Raw genomic sequence first — 17,003 nt, forward strand, 5'->3', positions numbered from 1 at the left:
CGCGCTCGGCGCTCTCATGAGTGCTATTTCCAGTAGTACTTCGACCTGGTGAGGCTCACGTCGTCCGGGAAAGGAAGGTACCCCTCGCCCGAGAAGATCTTCTGCGGCACCGTCGCCTGCGCAAAACCCCGCTTGACGATGTCGTAGTAGTAGTTCGATACGCGCTGGTCGATCTCCCAGAACTCATAGTCCTTGCATGCCTTCTCGTACGTGCCCGCCAGGCGCAGATGCGGCAGGATCATGTCGATATAGTACACGTACATGCCATTCGTGATAAGCGTGCGGCGCGACATGCGAGAGAACTTCGTATAGAGCTTGAAGGTCGCCTGCTGGATTCCTTCGAGCCGCTTGTCGAGCTCCGAGATCTTGATGGGGTAGACCTCGCCCATCGGCGTGTCCCACTTCTCCCGCACGAAGACCGCCCCGCCGACGATATGTTCGATATAATTCTTCGGACGCGTAAAGGTCGTTGAAATATCGTTCACGCGGATCTCATCGAGAGCCATGTTGTCGGGGTCGATCACGAGACAGAGCGTGTAGCAATGCGGAACCTTCTCATGATCGCAGACATCGCTCCAGTCGTAGGCCTCCTCGTTGGTGAAAAGGTCGCGGATGATCATGATCTTGCCATCCGGCAGTTCGTACGGACCCGTATCACCCAACCCCAGGCGGCAGTCGTAGTGGTCTAGAAACGAAAGCAGTTCGGCGGCGGCATTGAAGCGCACAAAGCTGTCGTGCTTCTCACTGCCCGGCTCGAAGTATTCGATTTGACCGGCAAGATTTTGGATGACATCCTTTTCATGAATCCTGCAACGGTAGCGATCTTGTGAATTGAGTATGTAGCCGTCCTGCCGTTTGCCCCAGAGAATTCGCTGCATGAACTTCAAGATGGTGTTGCTTTCGCGGACGTAATCCTGCGGCTGTATGGCCTCCAGCGCGAGCAGGCCACAGCGTCCCATCCCGAAGCCGACGGCGCCGATACACCAGTCATGAACGCAATTAATTTTGGTGCCGATTTCGCGGCGCGCCGTCGCACCAATATCAATCACACCCTGGGCGCCGACCTCATTGGTCGTCATCTCCAAAATCTCGGGCCAGCGAAGGAACTCCTGCATGAAGGCAAGGATTTCGTATTCCTGCCGCGGGATCATACCTGAAACACCTTCGGTCGCGCGCATGACAAGCACGTCCCAAATATTCCAGGCGAGATAGTTGTTCAGATCGTTCAGTTCGTTAACCGTGAACTGGTCGCGAAGTACGTCTTCCTTGGTGACCTTCTCCAAAACCTTGCTTTTGGCACGCTGTCGCAAGACCTTGTCGCCCAGAATGCCATCTGGCACGGGATCCATGCCCTTGAAATTCCCCTGATACACGAGGTCCTGAAAGCGCAAGCCGTTATCGGCGTCCTTGTAGCGATCCTTATAGGTAGACATCTGTTTCCTCCTCGATTCAGATTTGTTTGGATAGATCAGCTCAGGAGAGCGACTCGGCCTGTCTCCCTGCCCTCGCAGTGCAACTGCACCTTCTTCCCGTCGAGGGCCTTAATCATCGCCGCGAAATGGGCTTCGTTGTTTCCGCCCGTGACGTACCGGGAATCGCTCTCGGTAAGATACGCAGTCATGACGCAAGGCATCTGGAATTCGCGGGAAAGAATGCCGAGGTGGGACTCCGGCGCGCCGGACATCGTAATCACGCCGATGGCACCCATGCTCAACGCTGGCGCAAGGAAAGTCGTCGTTCCGCCCTGCACAAGGAGAATGTGCTCCTTCAGCTTTCCGCTCTGGATCAGAGCAATGACGGACTTCGGATCTGGAAGATACTTGACGATCCCCGATGGGCTCTTCTTGGTCTCGAAGCTATTGTATCCTTCCGCGACATAACTCATCTAGATTCCTCCCTGTGTGTTTGCGGTGGTTGGTAAATCGGTCAGTGTAACGACGGCGGATCGCTACTCTTCAAACGACGAAGGCTCGCTAAGAGCACCTTGTCGACGCTAGTGACGCCTACGGCGGGTGCGTCCGCACCCGTGCTGGGCCGGTCGAGTCCGCAGGTGGCGCTCTGTTCGAGTGACGCGCTGGCAGCCATCCTCCGACGCCGGCGAAGGCTTGCTGCGCTGGCGAGATCGCCATCCTGACAGCCGCACGCACAGCCCGAGACACGTCCGGCGGACGTCGGCTCCTCGATTGTGCTGGAGCTGATCGAGCAGCTCGAGGCGTACCCGTTGGGAAGCAGGCGCGCCACGAGTTCCTGCGGCCAAACGGCCACGAATTCCGCGCCGGCTGCAAGCAATTGCTGCTCAGTATGCATTCCCCAAGAAACGCCGATGGCGCGGACGCCGCACTCGACCGCGTGTTTCACGTCTCCTACCGTATCAGTAATCAATGCGATCTGATCGGCGCGCGGAGCGTCCGGCTCGTGACCTTCGTGATAGGCCGGCGAGCAGTTTCTGCTGACAAGGTATGATCGGTCCGCGAGAAAGCGCTGCACGCACGCGCGCTTGTCCTGCTCGACGTCGCCGCCAAAGACATGAGAGAAGCAATGGGTAAGGCCTTCGCGCCCGAGTATGCGCCTGATGGTCGCGACCGAATTCGACGAGATGACCGCCAGTGAGCAGCTTCCCGCGAACGCCCGTACCACGTCAGCCATACCCGGGACGAAGTCCGGATTATATTCGCTCTGCAATAGGTTGAGAAAGTGCTTGGCAGCTTCGTCGGCTTTGCGGGCGTCGCCGCAATGCTTCGACAGGCCGTGGAACATGTTGTCTTCGAGCAGGCGAAAGAACTCCGCCTGGCTGTTGATGCCGAGCCCCAGGGCAGCATTGGTTTTCGCGAAGACGCGCCATGATGCTTCCCGTGTTTGCACCAGGGTTCCATCAAGATCAAAGAGTATGGCGCGCACGGGCTTCATCGCGACCCCGCCGTTCCGGCAAGAACCCGCGTTTCCGGGCTCGCGTTCAAAGCCGTGAGCTGCGGCATCTCGAAGAAGTCCTGGATCTCTCCATAGCCAGTGAGGCTCTGGCAGGTCCAGCGTGCCAGCGCATTGAACGACACCATGTTCGGCCAGCACTGCCAGGGAAAGCTTGTTAATCCCTGGCCGTGAAGCCGCCACTCTCGGTCACTGCTGTCGGTGAGGACGAGATCGACCTCGTCGGCATATCGATCACGCGACCGCTTCGTCGTGCCGTGGGCCGCCTTCAATCCGAAAATCTTGCCCTTCTCAACGACGTAACCATGGGCCAGCGACAACTCGCGACCGTTGGTCTTGGGGTCGAAGCTAAAGATGACGTGAAATGCCAGGTCCTTGGAAAAGTGTGCGTGCAACCAGCTCATGTTGGGTGCGCCGCGTTCAGGACGCGGTCCCCAACTGTGATCCATCGTCGAGATGCAATCGATCGGGAACGCTTTGCCGCGAACTGCGACCTTTCCCTTGAAATGACCAGTTTGGTCGAAGTGGCCGTTGTAGGCCGTACCCCAGGCGAACTTGCCGCCTTGCTCCGCTTCCTTAAGGGCTTTCGCCTTCATCGGATCCATAGAAGGGTCATGGATGTCGAACGGGAGCATGATCGAGCGGTACCCGACGTCGATCACGGTCCCCTCGCCGTCGTCGTAACCGATGTGCCAGTCCATGTTCGGACGCAGGCACTTGATGCTCAGCGAGTTCTCGAGCGTGAATGCACTCAGGTTGCGCGGCTCAGGGATCGGCATCGAGGCCCGCAGATCGCAGAAGTCCGCTTCCCAAGGAGTGTTGGCGAACCCGGAATTCATGCAGATCGTGGAACTGACGATGCCCAGATTTGGCCTAAACAGGGCATAGACGCCGACATTCAACTTTGCGTCGGCATTGAAAAATCCGAAAAAGTTCGTCTCCGCCCAATTCCGGACGGCCGCGTCCGCTTTATGAAAATGGACGTCTTCATCTTGGATCATTCTGCTTCTCTCCCCTAGCTGGCGCTCTTGCGGCACCCTCTTCGAGCACCGCCATCATCCGCATTTAGGATCGCCTCACTATGGCCGCGCAAGATAAATCGCCTGGCTTCTTTTTATCCCCGCGAGAGAATGACCACCCGCACCATGCCCCCCTAGAGTTCGTAAAACGGCGGTAATCGAACGTCGAAGATTGTGTAGGGAGTACGCTATGGAGATCGGGCGTGTGGTCGGGACCGTCGTTTCGACGGTCAAGTCGTCCGGCCTGAACTCTTTCAAATTGCTGGTCGTAACCCCCCTTGCGGTCGGTGAGGAGCTGACTGCCGTCGACCCCAAGAACACCTATGTCGCAATCGATCTCATCGGCGCCGGCGATGGCGACATCGTTCTCGTGACCAAGGGAAGCGCGGCACGGCTCTCCGACGCGACAAATGTCCCGACCGATGCGGCCATCATCGCCGTGGTCGATACCGTTCAGCTCGGCAGTCAAAATGCCTACTCGAAAACCTGACCGGCAACGACGCCTGTCGAAACGTCAACTTCAACCCAAGCAAGGAGAAATACACATGAACAACACGCCAACCCCGGGTCAGCCGAGAGGTGCTCTTGGTCTGATCGAGACAAAAGGTCTGGTGGGCGCCATCGAGGCAGCCGATGCCATGGTGAAAGCCGCCAACGTCAGGCTAATCGGACGTGAACAGATCGGCGGCGGGCTCGTGACCGTGATGGTCCGAGGCGACGTCGGCGCGGTAAAGGCCGCGACGGATGCGGGCGCTGCGGCGGCCGGAAAGGTCGGTGAGGTCGTATCGGTGCACGTCATTCCGCGTCCGCATGAGGACGTCGAGGGGATTCTGGGCAAGGGTTAATTGCAATCCTCTCAGGTAATTCTTGCAATCCGAAGGCATGAGTGAGCGCATGGGCGTGGCATTGGATCTTGATTCCGACTTGGCAGGTTTGGCGGACGCGCGCAGTAAAGCGCGTCAAGCCCGCTCGGCCTTTCAGGCATTTGTTGGTGCCGACCAGGTAAAGGTCGACAGCATCGTTCGAGCTATGGCGGATGCGGGCACCGCAGCCGCCCAGGAGCTCGCGCGAATGGCTGTCGATGAGACTGGGATCGGGGTGTACGAGGATAAGATTCTCAAGAACCTCTACAATACCAAGTTTGTTGCCGCATCGATGCTCCCGCTGCGGACCGTCGGCGTGTTGTGGGTGGACGAAGCCAATCGCATGACCGCGGTCGGCTCTCCGATGGGCGTGATTGCGGCCATTATCCCCGTAACCAATCCAACCTCGACGGTGCTCTTCAAGTGCCTCGCAGCCGTCAAGTCAGGCAACGCAATTGTATGCGCACCCCACCCGCGCGCTGTTCGAGCCTGCATGCGAGCTGCCGAGATCATGGCCGAAGCTGCGGTCAAGGCCGGAGCGCCAAAGGGCCTGATTTCCTGTCTTTCGCTACCGACGATCCAATCGACTGGCGAATTGATGCGGCACCCGGACGTTTCGGTTGTGCTCGCGACGGGCGGGCCTGGAATGGTGCGAGCCGCCTATTCGAGCGGCAAACCCACGTTCGCCGTCGGCGCTGGGAATGTGCCGGTCTACATCCACCGTTCCGTGAAGGACGTGAAGGAAGCCGCGCTGATGGCCATCACGTCGAAATCCTTCGACAACGGCACGGCATGCGTCGCCGAGCAATCCATCGTTCTTGACGAGCCAATCGCCGAGGCCGGCCTCGCCGCGTTTGCTGCCCAGGGGACGTTCTTTCTGAACCCCACCGATCAGAACCGGCTCGCCGAGATCATCTTCACCGACAAGGGCGAATTCAGGCCGGAAGCAGTAGGCCTTTCCGCGCGGGAGCTGGCTCGCCAAATCAACGTCAGCGTTCCCAGCGACTGCAAGGTGCTTGGCGCCCAATTGGGCGAAGTAGGCCCGCAGGCACCCCTCTCGCGCGAGATTCTCGGGCCCGTCTTGTCGTTTTACCGCACCGTGGACCTTCCAGCTGGCTTTGAGCGGTGCCGGCAGATTCTCGCTTTTGGCGGCGAAGGCCACACGTTAGGTCTTCATTGCGAGGACGATCAGGTCATCGCGACGCTCGCGTCGCTTCCCGCCGGACGCATCGTCATCAACACCCCGACCCTGTTTGGCGGCATGGGGTATAGCTGCGCGACTGACCCATCCTTCATGCTCGGCACTGGGACCTGGAGCGGCTCGATTGTTTCAGACAACGTGACCCCGCTTCATCTCATCAACATCAAGCGTGTCGCTCACGAAATAAGGCCGTGGCGCTCACTCTATCAGGCGAACATGGGACTTTGAGCATGCTCGCGCGCACGAGACCGTTTCAGCCCAGCCCCAGTCAGGAAGCCACTGTGTTTCTCGAAGCGGCGGCCATGACGTATCGTGCCCCGGTTTGCTCGTCTGACGCCTTGTGCTTCGGCGTCGATCTCGGAACAGCAACGATCGTTCTGACCGCCGTGGACGCACAAAGGCGCCCGGTCTATTGGGACAGCCTGCCCTGCCAAGCTGTGCGCGACGGCGTCGTTGTCAACTTCGGGGATGCGGTGGCCGCCGTCAAACAGCTCAGGAAAACCGCCACGTCAGCACTGGAGCGGGAAATTGCCGAAGCGGCGACTGCATTTCCTCCAGGCGTGCCCCAGGCAGAAGCTCGTGCTTGCCATTACGTTCTAGAGAACGCGGGCATTACCTGCCGCCATTTGGTTGATGAAGTGACTGCGGCGCAGGCCTTGCTTCGATTGAATGACGGGGTGATCGTCGATGTTGGCGGCGGATCGACGGGCGTTGGCATTGTATCGAACGGCGTCATCATCGCACTCGATGACGAACCGGGCGGCGGTCATCATCTGGATCTGATCCTGGCCGGCGCCTTGGGAATTCCCGTAGAGGACGCCGAGGAACGAAAACGCAAAGGCGAGCAGGACTACTCGCACATTCTCCGCCCCGGCATCGAGCGGATAGCAAGCTCGATCATCCGCCAGATCGGAGACCATACTGTCCGATCTATCCACCTCGTCGGTGGCGCGGTTCGGGTTCCGCATGCGGCATCCATTGTCGCTCGCTTTAGCGGAATTCAAACCACGTCATACCCTCACTCGGAACTCGTAACCCCCTTCGGAATCGCGATGAGCTGACCCATGGATTTTCAACTACGTACGTACGCCTTCATCGATAGCATGCAGCCTCAAGCGGCGGCGCATGTCGCCTCCACGTGTCAAGGAGACGTACCTGTCGCGGGGATGTCCGAGCTCTTTATCGAAGTCGCGCCCGGAAACGAGATCTTTCGCTGCGCAGACATCGCCTTGAAGGCAGCCGATGTCCGCCCGGCGCTGCAGATTATCGAACGGGAGTTCGGTCTCCTGGAGATTCACTCCCACACGCAATCGGAAGTGCAGGCCGCAGGGCAAGCCGTGCTGGATTATCTCGGCCTCAAAGAGGAAGATCGGGTGCGACCGACGATCGCTTCGTCGCAATTCGTCACCAATGTTAATCCCTACCAAGCACAGCTCATCAATAAGTGGCGCAAGGGCAATCTGCTGCTGCCGAGGTCTAGCCTTTTCGTCCTCGAAGCGACACCGGCAGCGTATGTGACGCTCGCCGGCAACGAGGCGGAAAAGGCCGCGAACATCAGCCTGATTGAAGTTCGTGCGGTGGGCCGGTTTGGCCGCTTGTTTATCTCAGGGACCGAGAGCGAAGTCGAAACCGCAGCGAAAGCTGCTGTTACGTCACTCGAGGAGCTGGGAGGCAAGAAATGAGCGTCGTCTCCGTTGCGGATGTAGAGAATGCCAACGGGGTGCTCGTCGTCGGAGCGAGAGATATCCTAACGCCGCTTGCAGCCGACCGCGCCAAAGAGCTGAACGTCCGGATCGAGCGATCCAACAACCCCGCAAAAGAAGTGACATCGCCTGTCGTGTCCCCTTCGCGGCCAACCATCCAATTGTCAGCGAAGGCAGAGCCCGCGGCCAAACCCACAGCTAACGCTGGTGCCGTGCAACCCGGAGCGCTGTCGGGCGCTCTGTATCGCCGTGGAGCGCCAGTCCCCGCCGCGATGCGGGTTCGAGGAGATGCGGCATCCGCTTCTCGTGACGATCGACCGCGGGCCGCGGTCATCGGTGCCGGTCACGTAGGCGCCATGACAGCGCTGCGCCTCGCTGAAACGTCTCTGTTCTCGCGGGTCATGGTTGTCGACATCGTCCCTGGACTTGCGGCTGGATTGGCCCTCGACATGTGGCACAGCGCCTCGCTGCGCGGATTTACGACCAGGATCGAGGGAAGCACCGATCTCTCGGCGCTTGAGGGAGCAAGCTACATCGTCATGACGGCCGGCCGGCCCCGTCAGCCGGGCATGAGCCGAACCGATCTCACGGGCGTGAACGCGGAGATAGTAGGGAACGTCGCCGACGGGATCCGTCGCTATGCTCCCGCTTCCGTCGTCGTCGTTGTGACCAATCCACTTGAGGAAATGACCCACCTGATGGCGAAGCGGACGGGCTTTCCCTCGGCAAGAGTCATTGGCATGGCGGGCGTGCTCGACAGCGCACGCTTCTGCTCGCTCGTCGCGCTAGAAGGAATCGCGCGGCCCCAAGACGTCGATGCAATCGCGCTCGGCAGTCACGGCGCCGAGATGGTGATTCCTTTGAGCCTTGCCAAGGTCCAAGGTCGCCCCCTGGAGCAACTGATCCCCAAGGACCGCCTGGCTGCGATCGTGGAGCGCGCGAGAGACTCCGGCGCCGAGGTCGTCAAACTTCTTCAGAAGGGCAGCGCCTATTTCTCGCCGGCCGAATCGGCGGCGTCCATGGTGGCAGCCATGGTGAAGGGCGGCAGCGACTTGATTGCCGCGTGCGTACAGTCGGCAGGCGCCTACGGCGTCGACGATACGCGAATTGGGCTTCCGGTCCGACTGGGCACGGACGGAGTGAAGGAAATCGTGGATCTGCCGCTGCGGCCCGACGAGCGGACCGCGCTTGCGGCGGCCGCCGGAAGCATCGCCAAACGCATTTCCGAATTGGGCTGACATGCGCGCAATCGTCTACCAGGGACCGGGCGCAGTTGCGGTACAGGACGTACCGCCGCCCCGGCTCGAGGACTCCAGAGACGCTCTGGTTCGAGTGGAGTTAGCCGGCATTTGCGGTACCGATCTGCATGTGATCGCCGGCGATTTTGCGGGCATCCAGCCAGGAGCCGTCATCGGCCACGAGTTCGTGGGTGAGGTCATGGCTATCGGGAGTGCCGTGACCCGATTTGCGGTCGGTGACAGGGTTATGGCGTCCGACTTCACCGCCTGTGGCCGTTGCCGGTGTTGTGAGCGGGGCGACCATTGGGAATGCCCGGAGCGAGCCTTCTTCGGAACCGGCACTTCCTTCGGGCTGCCCCTGGCCGGCGCGCAGGCCGAAGTCGTGCGGGTCCCGCACGCCGACACGACGCTCGGACGTATGCCAAAGGGCTGTTCCGACGAAGCTGCAATCCTCCTCGGGGATAATCTAGCGACAGGATGGGCCGCCGTAGAGCGCAGCGGCCTCTTGCCGGGCGAGATCGTCGCCGTGATCGGCGGCGGAACGGTCGGTCAGCTTGCGAGTCTTTCGGCGCAGGCCGCTGGTGCAGGTGCAGTCATCGTAGTGGAGCCGAGCGAAGGACGCCGCGACTTCGCCCGCGCCAACGGCAGTCTTGCGGCGTCGCCGCAAGAGGCTCGCGAGTTGACGAGCCGCCTGACAGACGGAGAAGGCGTCGATGTGGTCATCGAGGCCGTAGGTGGCGCATCCGCTCTCACGGCGGCGTTTGACTTGGTGCGAAAGCGAGGCCGAATCATCTCGGTAGGCGCCCATGCAGCTGAGACGTGGCCGTTTCCGTTGGCTAGGAGCTTTGCCAACGAGTTGACCCTGGGCTTCGCGATCGGAGATTCGATCCGTCTTCGTCCCCGCCTCCTTTCGCTCATCACCACGGGCGCACTCGACCCAACCGTGGTCATCGATCGCAAGATCGGGTTTGCGGCCGCTCCCCAGACGTATGCCGACCTCAAGGCCCAGCGGATCATAAAAGCGGTTATTGACCCACGGCTCTAGTACGGCCGGTCCGCAGTTGCCAAATTAAGCTAAGCGGCGCAAGCTCTTACAGGAGCGGCAGTCATATTGCACCGCACAATCGCTCGCGAGAGACGAGCGCCACGGTGCCGAACTTGAGCCGCACTGGAGGATGCTCAATGAGTGGGACCGCGCTACTGGCTCAGCGGCGGACGTTTAGTGATGATCCGCACCAGGGGCTCGCGGTGCTGAAAGAGGCGATCATCTCCCTTTCGGAAGCGGCAGATCGCGGGCCTCAGGTGCTCTTCGCCGAAGCCCGCATATTGTTCCGCAATCTCCTTGCTGTCCGAGATGTCCGTCTCCTGGTCCGCTCTGCCGGCGCTTGGCGTGAATGGGAGAAACTCAACGAGGGCGCTGATGAAGCGCTGATAGAACGGCTTCCCGATTCCTTCGTCGATGTGATGCGGTTCGAGGACGCTATCTTAGTTCCAGTCCAGGTGGGAAGCGTCGCTCTCCTCGTCGAGGGCATGACCGATTCCGATGCTCTGCGTGAGCGCGCCGCAACCCTGTCGCACGTGTTCAGGCTCGCGATCGCATCGAGCGAGACCCGCAACGGCAATCCCGACAAGCTCGAAGCGATCCGCGTCTTCCAACGCGTCGCCAACAAGATCCTGAAAAGCCGCAATCTCCAGGAGATTTTCCTCCAGATCACGCATGAGGCGAAAGCGAGGCTCTCCGCTGACATATGCGGCATCATGCTTCTCGAAGAAGAAGCGTTGGTCATGAAGCGCTGCACCGGAAATCTGGCAGCGGAAACGGCCGCCCTTCGCATGAAGGCCGGACAGGGCGTCGGCGGACGCGTTCTCGAAACTCGTCAGCCTTGTTCCATTGAAGACTACGTACAAAGCGAGATCATAAGCCGCGACTTCATGAGCTTGGCGCGGGCCGAACGCGTTCGTTCTGCCCTCGCGGTACCGCTGATGTCCCAAGATCAGGTCATCGGCGTTCTCGAGGTCTGGCGTCGCAAACCATCGATATTTACGCCGCAGCATACGGCGGAACTCGCTACGCTTGCCAATCTTGCGTCTCTTGCGATCGAGAATGCCGCCCTGCTCGACGCGCGCGAAGCCGCGGCTCGGCAGCTAGAGGATGCGCATGCCAAGCTGCAGCAGCGGTATAACGTCATCCGCAAGTCCGCCGATCTTCAGGAAGGTCTTATCTCCACCCTACTCGATGGCGGCGGCCTCTGCGAAATTGCGCAACGCGCGCATCAGCATCTTCACAGCTCCGTGCTCATTCTGGACAAACATTTGGATGTTCAGGCCTGCCATCCTCAAACGGCTGCTACGGACGCAGTTCTCCACGCGGTTCGTATCGCGATCTCGCAAAACAGAGGCCCTGACACTCGGTACAAGACGATAGCGGCCGGCGCACTGCGGTTCGCGTTTCAGAGCGTAACGGCGGGGTCGGAACAGTTGGGTTGGGTCGTCATGCTCGATCCGCAGATCGAAGATGAAAGCGCACAGCTCGCGATTACGGAACTATGCGTGACTGCTGCACTTCATCAAACCAAGGAAAGAGCGGCTGCGCGTGCACTCAGCGACAAGCTCGCGACGCTGACGTGGGATCTGCTGGAAGGAACAGACCACCTGCGGCAGCTGGCGCTTCAACGCGCCAAAGAGCTGGATGCTGAAATTCCAGCAGAGTATTGCGTAGCCGTGTGCAGCATCGATGGCTTGGACAAGCCGGACAAATCCGGAATCCTTACCGGAGGCGAAATTGAAGGCCGCCGCCGGTCAGTCGCCGAGGCTCCTAACCATTTGCCAGGGCGTCACATCGCGAAATTGTCCGGACTGCGCGGCAACGAGCTCGCGCTCGTCATTTCGACCTGCGACGGTGTCAGAGCTCGTGATTTTGCCCAGAGTCTCATTGTCGAGATTGTGCGACGCGTTCCTGGATGTAGCGCTCGCGTCGGCCTAAGCCGCAGTTGTTCGGAACCGATGTCGATACCTTCAGCCTGGCGGGACGCGCGCATCGCCTTGGATGTAGCCCGTCAAAGCCGAAGCACAACAGTCATCGACTATAACGATGTTGGGGTCGCCGGCCTTCTCATGAGTATCCGGGACGGCACCGATTTTCATGGATTTGTCGGGCAAGCGATAGGCGAGCTCCTAAAGGAGAAGAGCCCACAACGCGAGACCCTATTGCAAACCTTGCGCGTATTCTTCGCATGCAATTGTTCGCAGCAGGCGGCTGCAAAAGAACTCCGAACGCACCAAAAGACCATCGCTTATCGACTCGATAAGATCGAGCGCATAACAGGCCTGAATCTCGCAGCTCACGAGCAGCGCGTCCTAGTTTATCTTGCTCTCCAAATGAATGACCTGATTCGTTAGCGGAAGCGAGAACGACGGTTACCATAAGGGCCAGGCTGACCGTGCAGTAGCGGCCTCACCTTGAAGGGAGAAATGGATACGGCGCCTCACGTCGCAGAAGGTCAAACGGCAATGGCACGCTCGGAGGCGTTCGTATTCGTTGCGATTTCAAAATCAAAAGGTTCTTTTCAACCTCAAAGGGGCGTTTTTGCTCCCGCTGCCGACCCCCAACCCTGCGTCCCGAACGTAAGCAGCAGTCGAAAAAATCAACAAAAACAATGAAGCTCGATCCTGATTGACCACCTTTATCGCCCTTTGTTCACGGGGTTTCGGTGGTCAATCGGTGGTTGGCGTCTGATCCCAGACGCGAGAGTTGCTTGTCAAATCGGCTACCAACGAAGCCGATCGTGGACATAACGATCCGTCGGCACTTGCAAGTCCGTCGGGGGTTCGAGTCAGGAGACCGCTACCGCTTTTCCCCAAACTCGGCGGACCTACGTTACTTGCTTCAATCTACCGCATGAAGAGCAGCACTCCCCAAGCGGACCATGTGACGCCGATGAAGCCGACTGCTGAAGGATCCACAGACACTCAGAGCGAAGCCGCGCCAACAAAGCCATGGTCGAAGACAGGACGCCATCAGCAGTCCCATCGCCAATCGCAAGCCGACGGAACCGCGATCAAGAGTCAGCTCCTTTGCGTGTTATTACAGACACTTAGCTGTAAAAACGATTCTCGGCGGGGCCATATAGATCAATAGGTTACAACCGAATTGTAAATCGCGAGTCGGCCCATTAGGCAAACAATAGAAGTCAGCTTCCTCCTCTGCGAATGAGTTTCAGAGGCTTTATGCCCGCTGTCCATATGATCGACCTGCGACCGGCATGAAAGTCGGTCGCAGGTCGTCTATTTTGCTTACTTATCCTCATTACTTAAGATTGTCGGCGTCAATGACCGCTTGAGAGAATGACAGCGGCGCCTCTTGCGGAAGATTGTGACCGATTCCGCCGGTCAGCGTCCTATGTTGATATTTACCGCTGAATTTTTTCGCGTAGACGCTCGGTTCGGGATGAGGAGCACCATTTGCGTCACCTTCCAACGTGATGCTCGGAACGCTTATATTTGGGGAGCTCGCAAGCTTCTTCTCGATGTCATCGTATTTTGCTTCACCCTCGGCGAGTCCGAGGCGCCAGCGATAATTGTGAACAGATACTGCAACGTGGTCGGGATTGGCGAAGGCAGTCGCAGAACGCTCGAACGTCGCGTCGTCAAAGGCCCACTTTGGCGAAGCTTGTTCCCAGATCAACCGAGCGAACTCCTTCGTGTACTTCTGATACCCAACCAGGCCCCGTTCGGTCGCGAAGTAATATTGATACCACCAGAGCAATTCGGCTTTGGGCGGCAGCGGCGCCTTGTTGAGGGCCTGACTGCCGATCAGATAGCCGGAAACCGCTACCAAGGCCTTGCAGCGCTCGGGCCAAAGCGCTGCGACGATGGCCGCCGAGCGTGCACCCCAATCACAGCCGCCGACAACGGCACTCTTGATCTTGAGCGCATCCATCAACGCGATCACGTCAGCGGCAACCGCCCCTTGCTGCCCGTTGCGCATCGTTGAATCCGAAAGGAATTTGGTGGGGCCATACCCACGCACATAGGGAACGATGACGCGAAAGCCGGCCTTGGCGAGCTGCGGCGCGACATCGACGTAGCAATGGATGTCATAGGGCCAGCCATGCAGCAGCACGACCGGTTTGCCGTCCGCCGGACCAACATCGGCATAGCCAATGTTCAGATCACCTGCCTCGATCTGCTTGATCGCACCGAATGACGTGTGGCTGCCGCGAATCGTGTCAGGCGTGGGCTGGCTGGCGGCTTGCGCACTTGCAGTGCTGATCCGGATGAATGGCAGTGCGGTAGCAAAGCCCGCCGCGGCAACCAGCAAACGTCGCTTGAGATCTACGTTTTCCATATCGTCTCTCCAGTTAACAGGAATTCCCAGTTTTATTTGGGGGCGCTTGTATCTTGGCTGTGTCCGCATGAGCCGTATTTGTAAGTTCATGTAGCAACCTGCGGATCTAGGCGACGACCTCGACATTCTCCGACGGCAGGTCACCGCCGAACGCAAAGCCCTGACCGGGTGCCGCCGCGAGCAGTCGGCGGGTGTAATCTTCGTTCGGGCTGCCAAAGACCTCGACTGTTGTCCCCTGCTCCACCACCTGTCCGTTTCTCATGACAACGATCCGGTCGCACAGCTGACTGGCGACACGCAGATCATGCGTGATGAACAGAATGCCGACGCCGGTCCGTGACTGGATGTCTTCCAGGAGTCGAAGAATTTGTGCCTGAACGGAAACGTCGAGCGCAGACACCGGCTCGTCGGCGATTATCAGACGCGGTTGGCAAGCAAGGGCGCGGGCAATCGCGATGCGTTGTCGCTGCCCACCCGAAAACTCGTTTGGATAACGGCGTAGTGCATCCGGCTGCAAACGGACGAGCTTCATCAATTCTTCCGCACGCTGCCAGGCGACGTCAGCTGACACACCAAAGTTCAACGGGCCCTCCACGATCGAGGCGCCGACCGTCTGACGCGGGTTGAGCGAGCGATAGGGATCCTGGAAAATCACCTGCACGTCGTGCCTGACCGGCACCAGTTGACGGGTCTTGAGGTGGGCGACGTTGCGGGAGTTGATGACAATCGTTCCGCCGGACGGCTCGGCCAGTCGGGCGACGCAGCGAGCAAATGTCGACTTGCCCGAGCCGGATTCGCCGACAATGCCGACAGTCTCGCCGGCCGCCACGGACAGGGACACCTGCTTGACCGCCCCTACCGTCGTCTTGCGTGCCGGCCAATGGCCTCGCACGAAGGTCTTGGAGACGTCCGTTGCGGATAACAGCGCAGCCGCATCAGCGCGTGCCGGACGCGACTTTGGATTCAGCGGGGGAACAGCCGCCATCAGCGATCGGGTATAGGCGTGCTGCGGCCGCTTGAGCACGTTGTCCTTGCGGCCGGCCTCGACCATTTGTCCCAGACGCAACACCGCGACGCGGTCGGCAATATCGGCGACGACGCCGAAATCATGGGTGATGAAGAGGACGGCGGTGCCGTTCTCGGCCTGCAGCTCGCGGATCAACTTGAGGACTTCAGCCTGGGTCGTCACGTCGAGCGCAGTCGTGGGCTCGTCGCAGATCAGGAGCGCGGGCTTCAGTACCAATGCGATCGCAATGACGATCCGCTGCCGTTGCCCGCCCGAGAGTTGATGGGGATAGGATCGATAGAGCCGCTCCGGGTCCGGAAGATTAACGCGCGCCATCATCTGAAGGATCGTTTTGTAGCGTGCAGCTGCACTCATCCGGACGTGCTGGCGCAGCATCTCGTCGATCTGCTCGCCGCATGTCACGACAGGATTGAGTGCGGTCATCGGCTCCTGGAACACCATGGACATGGATGGCCCGCGCAAGCTGCGCAACGCATTCTCGCTCAATCCGACGAGTTCGCGGCCCTCGAGCTTGATCGATCCGTTCGATGGACGAAGCCCGGACGGCAACAGCCCCATGATCGCGCTCGCGATCATCGATTTGCCGGAGCCCGACTCCCCCAGCAGACAGACCGTCTCCCCCCTCTCGACCTGAAAGGATATATTCTCGACCGCGTACGACCGATCCGCCCTTGGCGGCAACGGAATTGCCAGCGCGGGGTTCGTTGAGCGGCATGATGGGCGTCGTCGTCATGTCACTCTCCCCGCTTGTTGAACTTGGGATCCAGCGTATCCCTCAAGCCATCGCCCAGCATGTTGACTGCGAGAACGGTCAGCGCGAGGAAGATTCCGGGAAACAGCACATTGTGGGGGAATTGATTGAACTGGGAGCGCCCCTCCGCCATGATGTTGCCCCAGCTCGGCAGATCGGCCGGCAACCCAATGCCGAGAAACGAAAGGATTGCCTCCACCAGGATCGACGATGCGCAAACATAGGTTGCCTGAATGATCAGCGGCGCAAAGGAATTGGGGAGCACGTGCCGGAGCAGGATCTTCCAGGTGGGAGTTGCCAGCGCGACAGCGGCCTCGACGTAAGGCTCTTCGCGGATGCTCAAGACCAGCGAGCGAACCAGCCGTGCGACACGGGGCACCTCCGGCAGGGCGATCGCAATGACCACGCTGGTCAGCGTCCCACCGAACAATGCGATCAGGGTGACGGCGAGCAGAATTCCCGGAATGGCCATGACGCCATCCATGATGCGCATGACGATGCTGTCGAGCCACTTGAAATAGCCGGCCATCAATCCGAGTGCCACGCCGAGCACGACCGCGAAGACCGCAACCGAAAGCCCCACGACGATCGACACACGACCGCCATAGAGCGTCCGGCTCCAAATGTCGCGTCCGAGGCTGTCTGTTCCCATCAGGAACCAATGCGGGATGACGTTACCCTCAAGGGTCGTAAAGTCCGCATGCGTTCCAGGCAGCGCATTGCTGATCGATGGATCGATCGCGGTCGGGTCCAGGGTGCCGAGCCAAGGCGCGAAAATCGCCATCAGCATCAGGACAACGAGCGCCAGGCCCGATATCCGCACCGACCAGTTGTTCAAGAGACGCACCCAGATCGACCGGCGACGCAATGCGCTGGCCGCAGGCGACGCCGCAGCGAGCGTCTCGATGGCTGCTTCAGTCATGCGAGCC

Annotated in this window: 15 protein-coding genes; 8 read left to right on the forward strand and 7 right to left on the reverse strand. The window is 59.7% G+C overall.

The genetic code is table 11. From position 1 onward, the window contains the following. Positions 1-23 precede the first annotated feature (23 nt). Genes G6P99_RS36245 through G6P99_RS36260 form a run of 4 tightly spaced genes read right to left on the reverse strand, consistent with a single transcriptional unit; the run spans position 24 to position 3,926 of the window. Entirely contained in the window at positions 24-1,433 is a 1,410-nt protein-coding gene (locus G6P99_RS36245; RefSeq protein WP_165125423.1) for a hypothetical protein, read from the reverse strand. Positions 1,434-1,468: 35 nt separating this feature from the next. Continuing rightward, positions 1,469-1,885, reverse strand: coding sequence for a PEP-utilizing enzyme (locus G6P99_RS36250; RefSeq protein WP_165125426.1), 417 nt, complete (start codon positions 1,883-1,885; stop codon positions 1,469-1,471). A gap of 41 nt (positions 1,886-1,926) precedes the next feature. Next, on the reverse strand, positions 1,927-2,907 hold the full coding sequence (locus tag G6P99_RS36255; protein ID WP_165125428.1) for an HAD family hydrolase: 981 nt from the start codon (positions 2,905-2,907) through the stop codon (positions 1,927-1,929). Beyond that, entirely contained in the window at positions 2,904-3,926 is a 1,023-nt protein-coding gene (locus G6P99_RS36260; protein WP_165125431.1) for a DUF7064 domain-containing protein, read from the reverse strand. The genes G6P99_RS36255 and G6P99_RS36260 overlap by 4 nt, the downstream gene beginning before the upstream one ends. 208 nt (positions 3,927-4,134) lie before the next feature. Between G6P99_RS36260 and G6P99_RS36265 the strand changes: the two genes are divergently transcribed. The 8 genes from G6P99_RS36265 (at position 4,135) to G6P99_RS36300 (ending at position 12,348) form a co-directional block, all read left to right on the forward strand. Then, positions 4,135-4,434, forward strand: coding sequence for a EutN/CcmL family microcompartment protein (locus tag G6P99_RS36265; protein ID WP_165125434.1), 300 nt, complete (start codon positions 4,135-4,137; stop codon positions 4,432-4,434). A gap of 55 nt (positions 4,435-4,489) precedes the next feature. Then, positions 4,490-4,789 (forward strand): BMC domain-containing protein, encoded by a 300-nt coding sequence (locus G6P99_RS36270; RefSeq protein WP_165125437.1) that lies wholly within the window; start codon positions 4,490-4,492, stop codon positions 4,787-4,789. Between the two features lie 49 nt (positions 4,790-4,838). Beyond that, complete coding sequence (locus G6P99_RS36275; RefSeq protein WP_165125440.1) at positions 4,839-6,236, forward strand: aldehyde dehydrogenase family protein; 1,398 nt, start codon at positions 4,839-4,841, stop codon at positions 6,234-6,236. A 53-nt stretch (positions 6,237-6,289) separates the two neighbouring features. Continuing rightward, positions 6,290-7,069, forward strand: a complete 780-nt coding sequence (gene eutJ / locus G6P99_RS36280) for an ethanolamine utilization protein EutJ (protein WP_165125443.1) — start codon at positions 6,290-6,292, stop codon at positions 7,067-7,069. Positions 7,070-7,072: 3 nt separating this feature from the next. Next, positions 7,073-7,690 carry a BMC domain-containing protein gene (locus G6P99_RS36285; protein ID WP_165125446.1) on the forward strand — a complete coding sequence of 206 codons (618 nt, stop codon included), beginning with the start codon at positions 7,073-7,075 and terminating at the stop codon, positions 7,688-7,690. Beyond that, a complete protein-coding gene (locus G6P99_RS36290; protein WP_165125449.1) occupies positions 7,687-8,949 on the forward strand; it encodes a malate dehydrogenase in 1,263 nt (420 codons plus the stop codon). The genes G6P99_RS36285 and G6P99_RS36290 overlap by 4 nt, the downstream gene beginning before the upstream one ends. Before the next feature lies 1 nt (position 8,950). Then, on the forward strand, positions 8,951-9,994 hold the full coding sequence (locus G6P99_RS36295) for an alcohol dehydrogenase catalytic domain-containing protein (RefSeq protein ID WP_165125452.1): 1,044 nt from the start codon (positions 8,951-8,953) through the stop codon (positions 9,992-9,994). A gap of 137 nt (positions 9,995-10,131) precedes the next feature. Next, positions 10,132-12,348 (forward strand): helix-turn-helix domain-containing protein, encoded by a 2,217-nt coding sequence (locus G6P99_RS36300; protein WP_165125455.1) that lies wholly within the window; start codon positions 10,132-10,134, stop codon positions 12,346-12,348. Positions 12,349-13,255: 907 nt separating this feature from the next. On the opposite strand, the gene G6P99_RS36305 is transcribed toward G6P99_RS36300, so the two are convergent. The 3 genes from G6P99_RS36305 to G6P99_RS36315 form a co-directional block, all read right to left on the reverse strand. Next, positions 13,256-14,296 (reverse strand): alpha/beta fold hydrolase, encoded by a 1,041-nt coding sequence (locus G6P99_RS36305; protein ID WP_165125458.1) that lies wholly within the window; start codon positions 14,294-14,296, stop codon positions 13,256-13,258. Positions 14,297-14,402: 106 nt separating this feature from the next. Further along, complete coding sequence (locus G6P99_RS36310; protein WP_246709710.1) at positions 14,403-16,004, reverse strand: dipeptide ABC transporter ATP-binding protein; 1,602 nt, start codon at positions 16,002-16,004, stop codon at positions 14,403-14,405. Between the two features lie 53 nt (positions 16,005-16,057). After that, positions 16,058-16,996 carry an ABC transporter permease gene (locus tag G6P99_RS36315; protein ID WP_165125461.1) on the reverse strand — a complete coding sequence of 313 codons (939 nt, stop codon included), beginning with the start codon at positions 16,994-16,996 and terminating at the stop codon, positions 16,058-16,060. Positions 16,997-17,003: the final 7 nt, after the last annotated feature.

This window comes from Bradyrhizobium sp. 6(2017), from assembly GCF_011058295.2.
GTDB lineage: Bacteria > Pseudomonadota > Alphaproteobacteria > Rhizobiales > Xanthobacteraceae > Bradyrhizobium > Bradyrhizobium septentrionale.

Bases quoted from the DNA above. Each gene is read 5' to 3' on its own strand.
- G6P99_RS36285 (WP_165125446.1), top strand. From the start codon at position 7,073: ATGGATTTTCAACTACGTACGTACGCCTTCATCGATAGCATGCAGCCT.
- G6P99_RS36270 (WP_165125437.1), top strand. From the start codon at position 4,490: ATGAACAACACGCCAACCCCGGGTCAGCCGAGAGGTGCTCTTGGTCTG.
- G6P99_RS36290 (WP_165125449.1), top strand. From the start codon at position 7,687: ATGAGCGTCGTCTCCGTTGCGGATGTAGAGAATGCCAACGGGGTGCTC.
- G6P99_RS36305 (WP_165125458.1), bottom strand. From the start codon at position 14,296: ATGGAAAACGTAGATCTCAAGCGACGTTTGCTGGTTGCCGCGGCGGGC.
- G6P99_RS36260 (WP_165125431.1), bottom strand. From the start codon at position 3,926: ATGATCCAAGATGAAGACGTCCATTTTCATAAAGCGGACGCGGCCGTC.
- G6P99_RS36300 (WP_165125455.1), top strand. From the start codon at position 10,132: ATGAGTGGGACCGCGCTACTGGCTCAGCGGCGGACGTTTAGTGATGAT.
- G6P99_RS36295 (WP_165125452.1), top strand. From the start codon at position 8,951: ATGCGCGCAATCGTCTACCAGGGACCGGGCGCAGTTGCGGTACAGGAC.
- G6P99_RS36245 (WP_165125423.1), bottom strand. From the start codon at position 1,433: ATGTCTACCTATAAGGATCGCTACAAGGACGCCGATAACGGCTTGCGC.
- G6P99_RS36250 (WP_165125426.1), bottom strand. From the start codon at position 1,885: ATGAGTTATGTCGCGGAAGGATACAATAGCTTCGAGACCAAGAAGAGC.
- G6P99_RS36255 (WP_165125428.1), bottom strand. From the start codon at position 2,907: ATGAAGCCCGTGCGCGCCATACTCTTTGATCTTGATGGAACCCTGGTG.
- G6P99_RS36315 (WP_165125461.1), bottom strand. From the start codon at position 16,996: ATGACTGAAGCAGCCATCGAGACGCTCGCTGCGGCGTCGCCTGCGGCC.
- G6P99_RS36265 (WP_165125434.1), top strand. From the start codon at position 4,135: ATGGAGATCGGGCGTGTGGTCGGGACCGTCGTTTCGACGGTCAAGTCG.
- G6P99_RS36275 (WP_165125440.1), top strand. From the start codon at position 4,839: ATGGGCGTGGCATTGGATCTTGATTCCGACTTGGCAGGTTTGGCGGAC.